The organism is Pseudomonas carassii (genome assembly GCF_036324045.1).
GTDB classification, from domain to species: domain Bacteria; phylum Pseudomonadota; class Gammaproteobacteria; order Pseudomonadales; family Pseudomonadaceae; genus Aquipseudomonas; species Aquipseudomonas peradeniyensis.
In genome coordinates this window covers 55,050-70,895 of the sequence record NZ_JAZDCT010000025.1, presented here as the reverse complement: position 1 = coordinate 70,895, position 15,846 = coordinate 55,050, and the positions used below count along the sequence as shown (strand labels likewise).

Below are 15,846 nucleotides of genomic sequence, written 5' to 3'. Positions count from 1 at the left end.
TCTTTCCATCAGGTGTTCGTTGCCCCTGTCGGGCAGGGCACGCGATACGGGCCCTGGGCCTCGTATCGCGGCGGTGGTGTGCGGTTTACAGCCCCTGCTTGAGGCTCGCTTCCAGGTACTGGTCGAGGTCGCCGTCCAGGACCTTCTGGCAGTCGCTGCGCTCGACGCCGGTCCGCAGGTCCTTGATGCGCGAGTCGTCGAGCACGTAGGAGCGGATCTGGTGACCCCAGCCGATGTCCGACTTGCTGTCTTCCAGGGCCTGGGAGGCGGCGTTGCGCTTCTGCATCTCCAGCTCGTACAACTTGGCCCGCAGCATTTTCATGGCGGTGTCCTTGTTGGCGTGCTGGGAGCGTTCGTTCTGGCAGGCCACCACGGTGTTGGTCGGCACGTGGGTGATACGCACCGCCGAGTCGGTGGTGTTGACGTGCTGGCCACCGGCGCCGGAGGAGCGGTAGGTGTCGATGCGCAGGTCGGACGGGTTGATCTCGATCTCGACCTTGTCGTCGATCTCGGGCGAGACGAACACCGCCGAGAACGAGGTGTGGCGACGGGCGCCGGAGTCGAACGGGCTCTTGCGCACCAGGCGGTGCACGCCGATCTCGGTGCGCAGCCAGCCGAAGGCGTACTCGCCCTTGATGTGCACGGTGGCGCCCTTGATGCCGGCGACTTCGCCTTCGGACAGCTCGATGATGGTGGCGTCGAAGCCGCGCTTGTCGGCCCAGCGCAGGTACATGCGCAGCAGGATGTTGGCCCAGTCCTGGGCCTCGGTGCCGCCAGAGCCGGCCTGGATGTCCAGGTAGGCGTTGTTCGGGTCCATCTCGCCGCTGAACATGCGACGGAACTCAAGCTGGGCGAGGGATTCCTCAAGCCCTTGCAGCTCGGTCTCGACATCGCTGACAGCGCCTTCATCGTCCTCCTCGACGGCCATGTCGAGCAGGTCCTTGCAGTCGGTCAGGCCGTTGGACAGTTTATCGAGGGTCTCGACCACCTGCGCCAGCATCGCGCGCTCGCGGCCCAGGGCCTGGGCGTACTCGGGTTTGTTCCAGACAGCGGCGTCTTCCAGCTCGCGGTTTACTTCGACCAGACGATCATGTTTGTGATCGTAGTCAAAGATACCCCCGAATGGACTGGGAACGCTCGGTGAGGTCCTTGATGGTGTTCAGGATCGGTTGGATTTCCATGGGCGGGCAGCTCTCGTACGAATTCGGTGAAAAGCCCGCGAGTATAACCGAGTCTGGGGCCTGGCGGCAGACCCGCCGGGCGGTATGCGCTAATCCCTGTGCGTCCCAATCGACCCACTACGCCAGGATCAGCGTGCCTCCATGTGGGCAATCATCAACTGCACGCTCTCGTTCCCGCGAAACTCATTGACATCCAGCTTGTAGGCCAGCTCTACCCAGCGCACCGTAGGGTTCGGCCAGACCTCGCGATCGATGCCGAAGGCGATACCGTCCAGACGCACCGCTCCGCATTCGCTCTTGAGCACCACTTTCAGGTGGCGCTCCCCCACGACGCGTTGCTCGACCAGCTGAAACACCCCGTGGAACAACGGCTCGGGAAAGTGCTGCCCCCAGGGCCCGGCATTGCGCAATGCCCGCGCCAGCTCCAGGTGAAATTCTTCGACCGCCAGGGAGCCATCCGACAACAGCCGACCGGTCAGGTCCTCCTCACGCAGTTGCCGGCGCACCTCTTCATCGAATGCCTCGGCGAATGCAGGGAAATGCTCGGCCGGCAACGACAACCCGGCCGCCATGGCGTGCCCGCCAAACTTGCTGATCAGGGCCGGGTGCCGCGCCGCCACGGCATCCAGCGCGTCACGGATATGGAACCCCGGCACCGAACGCGCCGACCCCTTGAGCATCCCATCCCCCGCGTCAGCGAAAGCGATGGTCGGACGGTGGTAACGCTCCTTCAACCGCGAGGCGAGGATACCGATCACGCCCTGGTGCCAGTCGGCGTCGAACAGGCACAGGCCATAGGGCATGGACTCGACCGGCAGGTCCTTGAGCTGGGCCAGCGCCTCGCGCTGCATGCCCTGCTCGATGGACTTGCGGTCCTGGTTCAGGCCGTCGAGCTGCTGGGCCATGTCCAGCGCCAGCGCCGCGTCGTCGCACAGCAGGCATTCGATGCCCAGGCTCATGTCGTCCAGGCGCCCGGCGGCATTGAGCCGAGGGCCGAGGATGAATCCCAGGTCGGTGGAGGTGAGGCGTCGATGATCGCGCCGCGCCACCTCGAGGATGGCCTTGAGCCCAGGTCTGGCACGACCAGCACGGATACGCTCCAGCCCCTGATGCACCAGGATGCGGTTGTTGGCGTCCAGCGGCACCACGTCGGCGACGCTGCCCAGCGCCACCAGGTCGAGCAGCTCGCCGATGTTCGGCTGCGGCTGCGTCTCGTAGCGCCCCAGGCTGCGCAGGCGCGCGCGCAGGGCCATCAGCACGTAGAAGATCACCCCCACGCCAGCCAGGGACTTGCTCGGGAACCCGCACCCCGGCTGGTTCGGGTTGACGATGGCATCGGCGGCGGGTAACTGCTCGCCCGGCAGGTGGTGGTCGGTGACCAGCACCTTGAGCCCCGCAGCCTTGGCCGCTGCCACGCCGTCGACGCTGGAGATACCGTTGTCCACGGTGATCAGCAACTGCGGTTGGCGCTGCAGGGAGACCTCAACAATCTCTGGGGTCAGGCCATAGCCGTACTCGAAGCGATTGGGCACCAGGTAGTCGACATGCGCCGCGCCCAGCAGGCGCAGGCCAAGCACGCCAACAGTGCTGGCGGTGGCACCGTCGGCGTCGAAGTCACCGACGATGAGAATGCGCTGGCGCTGGTCGAGCGCCTCGACCAGCAGGTCCACCGCCGCATCGATGCCCTTGAGCTGCTGGAACGGCAGCAGACGTGCCAGGCTCTTGTCCAGTTCAGCCTCGGACTGCACGCCACGGGCGGCGTACAGACGGGTCAGCAGGGGTGGCAGGTTGCCCAGCAATGGCAGGGGCGACGGCAGGGGACGAGGTTCGATACGCATGGGGTCTTCGATAATCCGCTGTGAATCAGGTCAGCCGCGCTCGCCGAGCAGCCACTGCAGTTGCACTTCGTGCTGGCCACGGTCGTCGGTGACGAACACCGTGCCTTCGCTGATCATCACATCCCACTTGATGGTGCGCGGCATGTCGGTGGCAAGGACCTCCAGCACGTCCTGCGGCACGGCGGCGATGCTCAGGTTCTTCAGGCCCTTGACTGCGCCGAGCACCTTGTTTTCCCAAACGCGCAAGCTGCCGTAGGCCAACAGGCTGGTGCGCTCGGTCCGCCGCGAGCACCAGGTCAGGCGGTCGGCGTCGGGCTGGCCGACTTCGATCCAGTGCAGGATGCGGTCGTCCAGGCTCTTTTCCCACAGGGCCGCCTCATCGACGTCCGACAGGCCGCGACCGAAGGACAGCTGCTCGTTGTACCAGAGGGCATAGGCCAGCAGGCGCACGGCCATGCGCTCCTCGGTTTCCGACGGGTGACGGGCGATGGTCTGGCGGACGTTCTCGTACACGCCGCGGTCGAGGTCGGTCAGATTCAGTTCGAACTTGTAGGTGGTGGACGGCTGGGCCATGGGCAGAAGGCTTCTTGCGGGAGAAAGTCGCACAGTCTAACTGATCCCGGGCGCCAGCGTCGGATCAGACAACGCCGATATACCTGCCACCGCCGAGCTGTGATACAACCTGCCCTCACGCCCAGCCGCCACGGATGCCCCATGCCTACGCCCAGCAAACCCCTCGCCGGCCTGAAAGTCATCGAGCTCGGCACCCTGATCGCCGGCCCGTTCGCCTCGCGGATCTGCGCCGAATTCGGCGCCGAGGTGATCAAGGTCGAATCCCCCGATGGCGGCGACCCGCTGCGCAAGTGGCGCAAGCTCTATGAAGGCACCTCGCTGTGGTGGTTCGTCCAGGCGCGCAACAAGCAGTCGCTGACCCTCAACCTCAAGCACCCGGATGGCCGCGACGTGCTCAAGCGCCTGCTGGCCGACGCCGATATCCTGATCGAGAACTTCCGCCCCGGCGTGCTGGAGAAGCTGGGGCTGGGCTGGGACGTGCTCCATGCCCTCAACCCGCGCCTGGTCATGGTGCGCCTGTCGGGCTTTGGCCAGACCGGGCCGATGAAGGACCAACCGGGCTTCGGCGCGGTCGGCGAGTCCATGGGCGGGTTGCGCTACATCACCGGTTTCGAGGACCGCCCGCCGGTACGTACCGGGATCTCCATCGGCGACTCCATTGCCGCCCTGTGGGGCGTGATCGGCGCGCTGATGGCCCTGCGTCATCGAGAGGTCAACGGGGGCGCGGGCCAGGTGGTGGATGTGGCGCTGTACGAGGCGATCTTCGCCATGATGGAGAGCATGGTGCCGGAGTTCGACGTGTTCGGTTTCATCCGCGAACGCACCGGCAACATCATGCCGGGCATCACCCCCTCCTGCATCCACACCAGCGCCGATGGCCGTCACGTGCAAATCGGCGCCAACGGCGACGCGATCTTCAAGCGTTTCATGCAGGCCATCGGCCGCGACGACCTGGCCAACGATGAGACCCTGGCCACCAACGACGGCCGTGATGCACGCCGTGATGAGCTGTACGGAGTCATCGACCGCTGGGTCAACGCCCTGCCGCTGACCGAGGTGATGCAGACGTTGAACGATGCCGAGGTGCCGGCCAGCCGCATCTACTCCGCCGAGGACATGCTGGGCGATCCGCAATTCCTCGCCCGGGAGATGTTCCTCCAGGCACAACTGCCAGACGGCAAGCCCTTCAAGATGCCGGGCATCGTGCCCAAGCTGTCCGACACCCCCGGGTCCGCCGAGTGGGTCGGCCCGGCCTTGGGCGAACATACGGCCACGGTACTGGCCAGCCTGGGCTACGACACAGCCGCCATTGCCCGCCTGCGCGCGGCCGGTACGGTCTGACCCACGCCCCATGGGTATCCGCCATCTGCCCATCGTGCTCTGCCTGTTGCTGACCGCACTCGCGGGGCAGGTGGCCGAGGCAAGGGAACGCCTGCTATGGCTGGTGCGCGACCTGCCGCCGTTCACCATCTTCGAAGGGCCGGCCAAGGGCCAGGGGGTGATTGATCAGCTGCTGCCGATGCTGATCGCCCGGATGCCCGAGTACGACCACAACATCGTCCGGGTCAATCGGGCCCGGGGCCTGCAGATGCTCCAGGAGCCCAGCTTCACCTGCGACCCGACCCTGCTGTGGACGCCCGAGCGCGCCAGGTACGTGCACTTCTCCCAGCCATCGCTGGGCGTGCTGAGCAGTGGTCTGATCGTGCGCAAGCAAGACCAGGCGCTACTGGCCCCTTATCTGCAAGGCCAGCAGGTCGACCTGCAGCGCTTGCTCGCCGAAACCCGCCTCAAGCTGGGGATCGTCGCCGAACGCAGCTACAGCGCGCAGGTCGACGAGGTCCTGCGGCAACTGCCCGATAGCGCCTTCAGCCGTCACTACGGCAACGATGCCACGGCCAGCCTGCTGCAGATGCAGCAATTGGGGCGCCTGCAACTGGTGCTCGGCTACTGGCCGGAGATGCGTTACCTGATCCAGCAGCAGAATGGCTCGCTGGACGACTACAGTTTCCACCCCATCCTTGGCGTGAACCGTTACCAGTTCCTGCACATAGGCTGCTCGGACACGCCTCTGGGGCGCGAGGCGATCACCCATATCGACCAGCTCCTGCCGACCCTGCGTCGCGATACCTTGCCCGAACTCTACGCCCACTGGCTGGACCCTGGGCTGCAGGAGGACTACCTGGAGCAGGCCCGACACTTCTTCGAGCAAGGCGAACCGCCGATGCGCTGACGCGCCCAGGCAAACCCAGGTTCAAGGCAAAAAGAAACCCCGGCCGCTGGGGAGGACGACCGGGGTCAAGCGAAAGCCCGTGGGACTTCCAGTGACAGCCTGGACGGTACCGGAGCAAAGCACCATCAGACGGCCCTTGCTGATTCTGATGGGCCTGTCAGGCAAAGGTTCCGTGCATCTGTCGTTGATGTTGCAGGGCGCGATCACACAGGGTGCATGCGGCCTGTAGCGGATGCCCTCAGCCTGCGGCCGGCTAGAGGCGCTCCAAGGCCTGCTCCAACCCCACCATCGACATCGGCCAGGACAACTCCGCCAGCACGTTCAAGCCATGCTGGCGCGCCTCGAGCGCCAGGTCGATATCCCCTGCGCCGGCACACCCGACAAACAGCAGCCCTCCCGCACAGGAGGCCTGCACCAGGTACTTGAACAGGCGCCGGGCATGACGCCTGGGCATGCCCTGATCGAGCACCAGCACATCCACCGGCCGCTGCAACGCTGTCGCGGCCGCCACGTCATCGGTAAGCCGGACGTTGTACACGCCCTGGGCATTGAAGGCCTGGTGCAACACCATCTGATAGTAGGGCCGGGCCTGGTGGATAAGGACATTGAGCTGACGCATGTGCCCCCCTTGGAGCAGTGAGCCTTATAGGTTGGAGCAACCACTTTAGTAGGGGGATGCATCTGACTACATGGGAAAAATCTGAAATCTCAAGCCTGTGCGTGACAGACACAAAAAAGCCCGTCAAGGACGGGCTTTCTCGTGCGGATCTGGCCTTACAGCGGCTTGCCGCGGTTGCCATGCTGGCTGACAAAGGCCTGGACGGTCTTCAGGTCGTTGGCCAACACCGTGCAGCGCTCCTCGCGGCTGAACAGATCGCTCAGGTGCGCCGGCAACTCCAGGGCCTTGTCGACACCGGCCTTCTCCACCGCCTCGGGGAACTTGACCGGGTGCGCGGTGCCCAGCACCACCATCGGCGTGTCCAGGCTGCGGCGGCACTCGCGGGCGGCCTTGACGCCGATCGCGGTGTGCGGATCGAGGACTTCACCGGTGGCCTTGAACACCTCGGCGATGGTCTCGCAGGTCTGCTCGTCAGTGACCGCCAGCGAGTCGAACAGCTTGCGCGCCTCGGTCCAGCGATCCTGCTCGACGCTGAAGCCGCCGCCTTGCTTGAAGGTGTCCATCAGCTGGGCAACCGCGGCGCCATTGCGACCGTGCAGGTCGAACAGCAGGCGCTCGAAGTTGGACGAGACCATGATGTCCATCGACGGCGACAGGGTCGGGTGCAGGGAATCCTTGACGTACTGGTTGCCGCTCATGAAGCGGTGCAGGATGTCGTTGCGGTTGGTCGCCACTACCAACTGGCTGATCGGCAGGCCCATGTTGCGCGCCAGGTAGCCGGCGAAGATGTCGCCGAAGTTGCCGGTCGGCACCGAGAACGCCACCGAACGTGCCGGGCCACCGAGCTGCAGGGCTGCGTGGAAGTAGTAGACGATCTGGGCCATGATCCGCGCCCAGTTGATCGAGTTCACCGCCACCAGGCGGGTGCCCTTGAGGAACGACTGGTCGGCGAAGCTGGCCTTGACCATTTCCTGGCAGTCGTCGAAGTTGCCTTCGATGGCGATGTTGTGGATGTTGTCGCCGAGGATGGTGGTCATCTGCCGGCGTTGCACTTCCGACACGCGCTGGTGCGGGTGCAGGATGAAGATGTCGACGTTGTCGCAACGGCGGCAGCCTTCGATGGCGGCGGAACCTGTGTCACCGCTGGTGGCGCCGACGATCACCACACGCTCGCCGCGCTTGACCAGCACATGGTCGAGCAGACGGCCAAGCAGCTGCAGGGCGAAGTCCTTGAAGGCCAGGGTCGGGCCGTGGAACAGCTCCATCACCCACTCGTTGCCGTTGAGCTGGCGCAGCGGCGCGACCGCGGCGTGAGCGAAGTTGCCGTAGGTCTCTTCGAGGATCTTCTTGAAGTCGGCGTCGGCAATGCTGCCGTCGACGAACGGGCGCATCACCCGGAAAGCCAGTTCGTGGTACGGCAGGCCCGCCCAGGAGGCGATTTCTTCCTGGGTGAAGCGCGGCAGGTTCTCGGGCACGTACAGGCCGCCGTCGCTGGCGAGGCCCGCCAGCAGGACGTCTTCGAAGTTCAGGGCCGGAGCCTGGCCGCGGGTACTGATATAGCGCATGGGTGCAAACCTTCGATGCTGGGCGCGGGCCGCCGCCGCGGCCCGCCGCCGGAATTAATTGAGCTGTTCGACGCGGATGCGCACGACCTTGCCGATCACGTCCTGGAGCGCTTCCAGGGCGACGATGGCGTCGTCGATGCGCTGCTCGACCACACGGTGGGTCAGCAGGATCATCGGTACCAGGCCATCCTGTTCCTCAGCTTCCTTCTGCATGATCGACTCGATGTTGATGCCGCGCTCCGAGAGGATGCTGGCGACCTGGGCCAGCACGCCCGGGTGGTCCTTGGCCTGGATGCGCAGGTAGTAGGCACTTTCGCAGGCTTCGATCGGCAGGATCGGGTGGGCCGACAGCGCGTCCGGCTGGAAGGCCAGGTGCGGCACGCGGTTCTCCGGGTCGGAAGTCATGGCGCGAACCACGTCGACCAGGTCGGCAACCACCGACGACGCGGTCGGCTCCATGCCAGCACCGGCACCGTAGTACAGGGTGGAACCGGCGGCGTCGCCGTTGACCATCACCGCGTTCATCACGCCGTTGACGTTGGCGATCAGGCGATCGTTGGGGATCAGCGTCGGGTGCACCCGCAGCTCGATGCCGTCGGCGGTGCGACGGGCCACGCCCAGGTGCTTGATACGGTAGCCCAGGGCCTCGGCGTAGTTGACGTCGGCGGTGGTCAGCTGGGTGATGCCCTCGGTGTAGGCCTTGTCGAACTGCAGCGGGATGCCGAAGGCGATGGACGCCAGGATGGTCAGCTTGTGCGCGGCGTCGATGCCTTCGACGTCGAAGGTCGGGTCGGCCTCGGCATAACCCAGCGCCTGGGCCTCGGCCAGCACGTCGGGGAAGGCGCGGCCCTTGTCGCGCATCTCGGTGAGGATGAAGTTGCCGGTGCCGTTGATGATCCCGGCCAGCCAGTTGATGCGGTTGGCCGACAGGCCCTCGCGGATCGCCTTGATCACCGGGATGCCGCCGGCCACGGCGGCTTCGAAGGCGACGATGACGCCCTTCTCGCGGGCCTTGGCGAAGATCTCGTTGCCGTGCACGGCGATCAGCGCCTTGTTGGCGGTGACCACGTGCTTGCCGTTTTCGATGGCCTTGAGCACCAGGTCGCGGGCGATGGTGTAGCCGCCGATCAGCTCGATGACGATATCGATCTCAGGGTTGCTCGCAACTTCGAACACATCAGCGGTAATGGGGGTACCGGTAATCTGGCAGTTCGGGTTCTGCGAGCGCATGGCAATCTGTGCCACTTCAATACCGCGCCCGGCACGGCGGGCGATCTCCTCGGCGTTGCGCTGAAGTACATTGAAGGTTCCGCCACCGACGGTCCCCAACCCACAGATGCCTACTTTGACCGGTTTCACTGTGAACTCCCCATAGAACGGCCGGCACCTGCGCCGACCGTGAAACATGCCGTCACCCCATGACGACGGCGTCTGAATTGATTACTTGCTCTCGGCCAGGGCCAGCTTGGCCACTTGCGGCGCCGGCTGGTAACCCGGAATCACCTGGCCATTCTGTAGAACGATCGCCGGCGTGCCATTTACACCAATCGATTGGCCCAGCTGGAACTGCTTGCTGACCGGGTTGGCGCACTTGGCGGCCTTGATCTCCTTGCCGTCGACCATCTTGTCCAGCGCCGCGCGGCGATCGCTGGAGCACCATACCGCCTGCAGCTGCTCGTCACCCGGCGAACCCAGGCCCTGACGCGGGAAGGCGACATAGCGCACTTCGATACCACGGCGGTTGAGCTCCGGCACTTCGGCGTGCAGCTTGTGGCAATACGGGCAAGTGGTGTCGGTGAACACGGTGATGTGCGACTTGGTTTCACCCTTGGCCGGGTAGACCACCATCTCGCCGACCGGAATGCCGTTGATTAGCTTGGCAATGCCCTGGCGCTCGGTCTTCTCGGTGAGGTTGACCGGCTTGCCGTCCTGGATCTGGAACAGGTAGCCCTGCATGACGAACTGTCCGTCGGCACTGGCGTACAGCACGCGACCGCCCTGCAGCTTGACTTCGTACAGGCCATTGAGCGGGCTGCTGCTGACGCTCTCGACCGGCACTTCCAGCTCGAGGTTCTGCAAGGACTTGCGGATCGCCTGCTCGGCACCGGCGTTGGCATCGGTGGCCGCGGCGACGGCAAAGGTACTGGCCAACGCCAGGGCGGCGGCGGCGAAAATCTGGGTCACGCGCATGGGGTACTCCTGAAGGCGGACGGGGCCGTGGGGGCGTTGCTTGACCCTGGCGGGTGGCGAACATTCGGCCCTTGCAACAAACCGTCCAAGCCTACCACAACAAACTGGCGCAGTAGGGGTACTCAGGCACCGGTCGGCGGAACATGAAAAGCATTCATCCACGTGGATGGTGTTCGGCGTGCAACTGCTGCAGCCGCGCCTTGGCCACATGGGTGTAGATCTGCGTGGTGGACAGGTCGCTGTGGCCCAGCAGCATCTGCACCACGCGCAGGTCGGCGCCATGGTTGAGCAGGTGCGTGGCAAAGGCGTGGCGCAGCGTGTGTGGCGACAGCGGCTTGTCGATGCCGGCCACCCGCGCCTGGTGCTTGATGCGGTGCCAGAAGGTCTGGCGGGTCATCTGCTCGCCGCGCTGGCTGGGGAACAGCACGTCGCTGGGGCGCCCGCCCAGCAGCTCGGCGCGGCCATCGCGCAGGTAGCGCTCGATCCACACCACCGCCTCCTCGCCCATCGGCACCAGGCGTTCCTTGCTGCCCTTGCCCATCACCCGCAGCACGCCCTGGCGCAGGTTGACCTGGTCCAGGGTCAGGCTGACCAGCTCGGTCACCCGCAGGCCACAGGCATAGAGCACCTCGAGCATGGCGCGGTCGCGCTGGCCGATGGCCTCGCCGAGGTCCGGCGCCTGCAGCAGGGCCTCGACATCGGCCTCCGACAGCGACTTGGGCAGGGGCCGGCCCAGTTGCGGCATGTCCACCTGCAGCGTCGGATCGACCGCGACCAGCCGCTCGCGCAGCAGGTAACGGAAGAACCCACGTACCCCGGAAAGAAAACGCGCGGTCGAACGCGGCTTGTAGCCCTGGTCGAAACGCCAGGCCAGGTGGTCGAGGATCAGCTCGCGCCCGGCATCGGGCAGTGCCACGCCATGCTCCTGCAGCCAGCCATTGAACAGCGCCAGGTCGCTGCGGTACGAAGCGCGGGTGTTGTCGGACAGCCCCTTCTCCAGCCAGAGGGCATCGAGGAACTGGTCGATCAGGGGGTGGTCCAGTGCAGGCATGAAGACTCGGTGGCAAACGACGAAATGACGCTTAGTCTTTCATAACACGGCATGCAGAGGGAGCCCGCGTGAACGAACAGCAGATTCTTTTGAGTGTCGGTGGCATCGGTGCCGCCGCCCTGCTCTGCCAATGGCTGGCCTGGCGCCTGAAGCTGCCGGCGATCCTCTTCCTGCTGCTGTGCGGCATCCTCGCAGGGCCCGTGCTGGGCTGGCTGCAGCCGCAGGCGCTGTTCGGCCCGCTGCTGATGCCGCTGGTGTCGCTGGCGGTGGCGCTGATCCTGTTCGAGGGCAGCCTGACCCTGCACCTGTCGCAATGGCGCGAGATCGGCAGTGTGGTGCATCGCCTGGTCACCGTCGGCGCGCTGAGCACCTGGCTGGTGATCGCCCTGGCCACCCACTGGCTGCTGGGTTTCGACTGGCCGCTGGCGATCCTGTTCGGCACCCTGACCCTGGTCACCGGCCCCACGGTGATCGTGCCCATGCTGCGGGTAGTGCGGCCAAAGGCGGCGATCGCCAACATCCTGCGCTGGGAAGGCATCGTCATCGACCCGATCGGCGCGCTGCTGGCGGTGGTGGTGTACAGCTTCATCATCGCCAGCGCCGCTGGCGAGGGCCTGAGCCACAGCCTGGCGACCTTTGCCGGGGTGATCTTCTGCGGCAGCGCGCTGGGCGTTGCCGGTGGCTGGCTGCTCGGGCAGGTCATGCGCGAGCAGTGGCTGCCGGAATACCTGCACAACCTGGCCTCGCTGGCGGCGGTGCTGGGCATCTTCATCGCCGCCAACCAGATCGTCCACGAATCGGGCCTGCTGGCGGTCACGGTCATGGGCATGTGGCTGGCCAACATGCCCGGCGTGGACGTGCGGCAGATCCTGCATTTCAAGGAGAACCTCAGCGTGCTGCTGATCTCCGGGCTGTTCATCCTCCTGGCCGCGCGGCTCGACCTGCACGCGCTGCTGGCCCTGGGGCCGGCAGTACTGGCGCTGCTGCTGGTGATCCAGTTGCTGGCACGGCCGCTGAACGTCCTGCTGTCGACCCTGGGCTCGCCGCTGAGCTGGCGGGAACGGGCGTTGCTGGCCTGGATCGCGCCACGGGGCATTGTAGCCGCGGCCGTGTCGGCGATCTTCGCCATTCGCCTGGACCAGGCCGGGCACGACGGCGCGCTGCTGCTGGTGCCGCTAACCTTCGCCGTGATCATCGGCACCGTGGTGCTGCAAAGCGCCACCGCCAGGCCCCTGGCGCGCCTGCTGAAGGTGGCTGAACCCGCGCCGAGCGGGTTCCTCGTGGTCGGCGCCAACCCACCGGCGAGGGTCATCGCCAAGGCCCTGCAGCAACTGGGCTGTCGGGTGCTGCTGACCGACTCGAGCTGGGAGAACATCCGCGCCGCGCGCATGGACAACCTGCCGACCTACTTCGGCAACCCCGCCTCGCAGCACGCCGACGCCCACCTTGACCTGGTCGGCCTGGGCCATCTGCTGGGGCTGTCACCGGCGGGCGAACTCAATGCCCTGGCCTGCGCGCGCTTTCGCCATGACTTCGGCCAGGCCCGGCTGTTCGTACTGGCCAGCGGCCTGGAAAAACAGCGCAGCGACAAGCACCGGGCCAGCGAGGAGCATCGCGGGCAATTGCTCGGGTCGAGCCCGATGACCTATGGGCAACTGGCTAAACTGCTGCACCAGGGTGCCGAGCTGTACAGCACCACGCTGACCGAGGCCTTCGGCTGGGAAGAGTACCAGCAACTGCATGGCCCGCGGGCCACGCTGCTGTTCGCCCGGGACGGGCAAGGCTGGGTGCATGTGGCCAGCCCGGACAATCCGCTCAAGCCGCAGCCTGGATGGACACTGGTGGCGCTGGTGGAGCCGGAGCTGACCGAGCAGCCTGTGGCGCATTGACCTGCAGAAGCGGCTTTAGCCGCGATGAATGCCTGGCACCCGCGTTGCGGGTGATCGCGGCTGAAGCCGCTCCTACAGGAACGCGTCAAACCAACGCGAGGGCAATCAGGCCAACGGCAGCACCGGCACCGGGCGCTTGTCCTCGTCGATGGCGACGAAGCTGAACACGCCATGGATCGCCCGCTCGCGGCCATCGAGGTACATGTTCTCGACGAACACATCCACCTGCACCTGCAGGCTGGTGTTGCCGACCTTGATCACCGTGCCCACCAGCTCGACGATCGAACCGGCCGGGATCGGGTGCTTGAAGTCGATGCGGTCGGTGGACACGGTCACCAGCGGCAACCGGCAGAATCGGGTGGCGGCGATGAACGACACTTCGTCCATCCACGCCAGGGCGGTGCCGCCGAACAAGGTGTTGTGGTGGTTGGTAGTGTTGGGGAACACCGCCTTGGTCACGCGGGTCACCGACAGCTCGGTGCGGCGCTGGATTTCCTGGTCTCGGGTGGTCATTTTCGGGTCACATCGCAAGGGCGGGTTTCAGAAAGCAAAAAAGCAGCCCGAAGGCTGCTTTTTTCTCGCAAGGCGGCCTAGGCCGCCAGGCAAACTGTACTCAGGACAGTTTTTCCTTGATGCGAGCGGCTTTGCCGGACAGGTCGCGCAGGTAGTACAGCTTGGCTTTACGCACGTCACCACGACGTTTCACGGCCAGGCTGTCGATCTGCGGGCTGTAGGTCTGGAAGGTACGCTCTACGCCAACGCCGCTGGAGATCTTGCGCACGGTGAAGGCGCTGTTCAGACCGCGGTTACGCTTGGCGATAACGACGCCTTCGAACGCCTGCAGACGCGAGCGGTCGCCTTCCTTCACTTTAACCTGGACGACAACGGTGTCGCCTGGTGCGAAGGTCGGGATCTCTTTGCTCATCTGCTCGGCTTCGAGCTGCTGGATGATCTTGTTGGTCATGCTGTGCTCCTAAGATGGATACTTGATCCACCATCGATACGTTTAACTATCGTCCCGCTCGCGGATGTATTCCTCGAGCAGCTTCTTCTCTTCTCCAGAAAGCGAGCGACTTTCCAGAAGATCGGCGCGTCGTTCGAAGGTCCTACCAAGGGACTGCTTCATCCGCCAACGCCGGATATGTGCATGGTTGCCACTTAGCAACACGTCGGGAACACGCTGATCCGCATACACCTCAGGTCGGGTGTAGTGCGGGCAATCCAGCAGACCGTCGGTGAAAGAGTCTTCCTCCGCCGAGTCCACATGCCCTAAAGCTCCGGGCAGCAGCCGTGTAACCGCATCGATCAGTACCATGGCCGGCAGCTCGCCACCGGAAAGCACATAGTCGCCAATCGACCACTCCTCATCGACATGAGCCTCGATAAAGCGCTCGTCGATGCCTTCATAACGACCGGCGATCAGGATCAACGATTCCTGTTCGGCCAGGCCTTTGACCGCCTGCTGGGTCAGCTTGCGGCCTTGTGGCGAAAGGTAGATCACCTTTGCCGATGCTCCGGTCGCCTGCCTGGCGCTTACCAGGGCGTCTTCCAGAGGCTTGATCTTCATCACCATGCCCGGACCACCGCCAAACGGCCGATCATCCACGGTATGGTGGCGATCTGTGGTGTAGTCCCGCGGGTTCCAGCAAGTCACCTGAAGCAACCCCTGTTTCACCGCGCGGCTGGTAATGCCATACTCCGTGATGGCCGAGAACATCTCGGGGAACAACGTGATGACGTCTACGCGAAGGTTACCCATCGTCTAGAAGTCCGCGTCCCACTCAACCCGCATCACGCCTGCTTCCAGGTCGATTGCCAGCACGCATTGCCCGGTATAGGGCAACAGACGCTCGCGATCATCCAGGCTGCCTGCGCAGGGCTTGACCACCATTACATCGTTCGCGCCGGTCTCCAACAGGTGATCGATCTTGCCGAACAGTTGTTCGTCCTGATTGATGACCTTCAGGCCTACCAACTGGTACCAGTAGTACTCGTCGGCTGCCAGGTTGGGCAAAAGGCTCCGCGGGATGCAGATTTCGTAACCGCTCAGAAGACGGGCTTCATCACGATCATCGAGGCCTTTGAGTTTCACGACCAGGCCCTTTTGGGAGCCACGACCGCTGACCAGCTCGACCTGTTTTACCTTGCCTTCGTGCTTGAGCGTCCAGCGCGGATAATCCAACAGGTTTTCAATCGGATCGGTAAAGGAATACACCTTCACCTCGCCGCGAACGCCGTGAACCGAAAAAATCTTGCCAACGACGATGAGGTCGTCAGCCTTTTCTGGCGTCGCGTTCATACTGCTCAGGCTGCAGCCTTGGCAGCTTCCTTCAGCAGCTGAGCAACGCGCTCAGACGGCTGTGCGCCCTGGCTCAGCCAGTAGGTGACGCGCTCTTGGTTGACCGACAGCTTGACTTCGGCGCCCGATGCGATCGGGTTGAAGAAGCCAACGCGCTCAACGAAACGGCCGTCACGGGCGTTACGCGAGTTGGTCACGGTCAGGTGGTAGAATGGGCGCTTTTTCGAGCCGCCACGGGCCAGACGAATGGTTACCATGTGAACATCGTTCCTATAGTCGGTGCTGCAAAACTGAATGCCCAATGGGCACACGGGTGCCCAAAAGGCCGCATATTCTCGGGGAATACACGGACATTTGCAAATGCCTTTTTCGGCAAGGCCGGGGCCTGCCGCTCAGTCCTGCCGGTTTGGG

The 15,846-nt window shown here is 64.7% G+C and carries 16 protein-coding genes; 3 read left to right on the top strand and 13 right to left on the bottom strand.

The window, feature by feature from the left end; genetic code table 11:
- Positions 1–85 precede the first annotated feature (85 nt).
- From prfB to V0R62_RS18345, 3 genes are all read right to left on the bottom strand, one after another.
- Positions 86–1,181 (bottom strand): peptide chain release factor 2 gene (prfB, locus tag V0R62_RS18355; protein ID WP_330104747.1). Its coding sequence is split into 2 segments (ribosomal slippage): positions 86–1,108 and positions 1,110–1,181, totalling 1,095 coding nucleotides; the frame shifts between segments, so codons are not numbered across the junction.
- A gap of 128 nt (positions 1,182–1,309) precedes the next feature.
- A complete protein-coding gene (gene recJ / locus V0R62_RS18350; RefSeq protein WP_330104746.1) occupies positions 1,310–3,019 on the bottom strand; it encodes a single-stranded-DNA-specific exonuclease RecJ in 1,710 nt (569 codons plus the stop codon).
- Positions 3,020–3,049: 30 nt separating this feature from the next.
- Positions 3,050–3,592, bottom strand: a complete 543-nt coding sequence (locus V0R62_RS18345) for a YaeQ family protein (protein ID WP_050704212.1) — start codon at positions 3,590–3,592, stop codon at positions 3,050–3,052.
- Positions 3,593–3,733: 141 nt separating this feature from the next.
- On the opposite strand from V0R62_RS18345, the gene V0R62_RS18340 reads away from it, so the two are divergent.
- Both V0R62_RS18340 and V0R62_RS18335 read left to right on the top strand, forming a co-directional pair.
- Entirely contained in the window at positions 3,734–4,933 is a 1,200-nt protein-coding gene (locus V0R62_RS18340; protein ID WP_330104745.1) for a CaiB/BaiF CoA transferase family protein, read from the top strand.
- 10 nt (positions 4,934–4,943) lie between these two features.
- A complete protein-coding gene (locus tag V0R62_RS18335; protein ID WP_330104744.1) occupies positions 4,944–5,822 on the top strand; it encodes a TIGR02285 family protein in 879 nt (292 codons plus the stop codon).
- 253 nt (positions 5,823–6,075) lie between these two features.
- Here the strand turns inward: V0R62_RS18335 and V0R62_RS18330 are convergent, their stop codons facing one another.
- From V0R62_RS18330 to xerD, 5 genes are all read right to left on the bottom strand, one after another.
- Positions 6,076–6,441 (bottom strand): response regulator, encoded by a 366-nt coding sequence (locus tag V0R62_RS18330; protein ID WP_330104743.1) that lies wholly within the window; start codon positions 6,439–6,441, stop codon positions 6,076–6,078.
- Positions 6,442–6,596: 155 nt separating this feature from the next.
- A complete protein-coding gene (gene thrC, locus V0R62_RS18325; protein ID WP_186735954.1) occupies positions 6,597–8,006 on the bottom strand; it encodes a threonine synthase in 1,410 nt (469 codons plus the stop codon).
- A 54-nt stretch (positions 8,007–8,060) separates the two neighbouring features.
- Positions 8,061–9,365, bottom strand: coding sequence for a homoserine dehydrogenase (locus tag V0R62_RS18320; protein ID WP_050704206.1), 1,305 nt, complete (start codon positions 9,363–9,365; stop codon positions 8,061–8,063).
- Positions 9,366–9,446: 81 nt separating this feature from the next.
- On the bottom strand, positions 9,447–10,196 hold the full coding sequence (locus tag V0R62_RS18315; RefSeq protein ID WP_028691584.1) for a thioredoxin fold domain-containing protein: 750 nt from the start codon (positions 10,194–10,196) through the stop codon (positions 9,447–9,449).
- 154 nt (positions 10,197–10,350) lie between these two features.
- The gene (gene xerD / locus V0R62_RS18310; RefSeq protein ID WP_186713927.1) at positions 10,351–11,247 is read right to left on the bottom strand and encodes a site-specific tyrosine recombinase XerD; all 897 of its coding nucleotides are present in this window, start codon (positions 11,245–11,247) and stop codon (positions 10,351–10,353) included.
- A 68-nt stretch (positions 11,248–11,315) separates the two neighbouring features.
- On the opposite strand from xerD, the gene V0R62_RS18305 reads away from it, so the two are divergent.
- On the top strand, positions 11,316–13,136 hold the full coding sequence (locus V0R62_RS18305) for a cation:proton antiporter (protein WP_330104742.1): 1,821 nt from the start codon (positions 11,316–11,318) through the stop codon (positions 13,134–13,136).
- 105 nt (positions 13,137–13,241) lie between these two features.
- On the opposite strand, the gene V0R62_RS18300 is transcribed toward V0R62_RS18305, so the two are convergent.
- From V0R62_RS18300 to rpsP, 5 genes are all read right to left on the bottom strand, one after another.
- Positions 13,242–13,649 carry an acyl-CoA thioesterase gene (locus tag V0R62_RS18300; protein WP_023629813.1) on the bottom strand — a complete coding sequence of 136 codons (408 nt, stop codon included), beginning with the start codon at positions 13,647–13,649 and terminating at the stop codon, positions 13,242–13,244.
- Positions 13,650–13,749: 100 nt separating this feature from the next.
- Entirely contained in the window at positions 13,750–14,100 is a 351-nt protein-coding gene (gene rplS / locus V0R62_RS18295) for a 50S ribosomal protein L19 (RefSeq protein WP_011535315.1), read from the bottom strand.
- Positions 14,101–14,142: 42 nt separating this feature from the next.
- On the bottom strand, positions 14,143–14,895 hold the full coding sequence (gene trmD, locus V0R62_RS18290; protein ID WP_028691588.1) for a tRNA (guanosine(37)-N1)-methyltransferase TrmD: 753 nt from the start codon (positions 14,893–14,895) through the stop codon (positions 14,143–14,145).
- Positions 14,896–14,898: 3 nt separating this feature from the next.
- Entirely contained in the window at positions 14,899–15,435 is a 537-nt protein-coding gene (gene rimM / locus V0R62_RS18285) for a ribosome maturation factor RimM (RefSeq protein WP_028691589.1), read from the bottom strand.
- Between the two features lie 5 nt (positions 15,436–15,440).
- On the bottom strand, positions 15,441–15,692 hold the full coding sequence (gene rpsP, locus V0R62_RS18280) for a 30S ribosomal protein S16 (RefSeq protein WP_011535318.1): 252 nt from the start codon (positions 15,690–15,692) through the stop codon (positions 15,441–15,443).
- Positions 15,693–15,846: the final 154 nt, after the last annotated feature.

What these genes read in the sequence shown, in the direction of transcription:
- recJ (WP_330104746.1), bottom strand. Translation starts at nt 3,019, where the DNA reads ATGCGTATCGAACCTCGTCCCCTGCCGTCGCCCCTGCCATTGCTGGGC.
- V0R62_RS18345 (WP_050704212.1), bottom strand. Translation starts at nt 3,592, where the DNA reads ATGGCCCAGCCGTCCACCACCTACAAGTTCGAACTGAATCTGACCGAC.
- V0R62_RS18340 (WP_330104745.1), top strand. Translation starts at nt 3,734, where the DNA reads ATGCCTACGCCCAGCAAACCCCTCGCCGGCCTGAAAGTCATCGAGCTC.
- V0R62_RS18335 (WP_330104744.1), top strand. Translation starts at nt 4,944, where the DNA reads ATGGGTATCCGCCATCTGCCCATCGTGCTCTGCCTGTTGCTGACCGCA.
- V0R62_RS18330 (WP_330104743.1), bottom strand. Translation starts at nt 6,441, where the DNA reads ATGCGTCAGCTCAATGTCCTTATCCACCAGGCCCGGCCCTACTATCAG.
- thrC (WP_186735954.1), bottom strand. Translation starts at nt 8,006, where the DNA reads ATGCGCTATATCAGTACCCGCGGCCAGGCTCCGGCCCTGAACTTCGAA.
- V0R62_RS18315 (WP_028691584.1), bottom strand. Translation starts at nt 10,196, where the DNA reads ATGCGCGTGACCCAGATTTTCGCCGCCGCCGCCCTGGCGTTGGCCAGT.
- xerD (WP_186713927.1), bottom strand. Translation starts at nt 11,247, where the DNA reads ATGCCTGCACTGGACCACCCCCTGATCGACCAGTTCCTCGATGCCCTC.
- V0R62_RS18300 (WP_023629813.1), bottom strand. Translation starts at nt 13,649, where the DNA reads ATGACCACCCGAGACCAGGAAATCCAGCGCCGCACCGAGCTGTCGGTG.
- rplS (WP_011535315.1), bottom strand. Translation starts at nt 14,100, where the DNA reads ATGACCAACAAGATCATCCAGCAGCTCGAAGCCGAGCAGATGAGCAAA.
- trmD (WP_028691588.1), bottom strand. Translation starts at nt 14,895, where the DNA reads ATGGGTAACCTTCGCGTAGACGTCATCACGTTGTTCCCCGAGATGTTC.
- rimM (WP_028691589.1), bottom strand. Translation starts at nt 15,435, where the DNA reads ATGAACGCGACGCCAGAAAAGGCTGACGACCTCATCGTCGTTGGCAAG.
- rpsP (WP_011535318.1), bottom strand. Translation starts at nt 15,692, where the DNA reads ATGGTAACCATTCGTCTGGCCCGTGGCGGCTCGAAAAAGCGCCCATTC.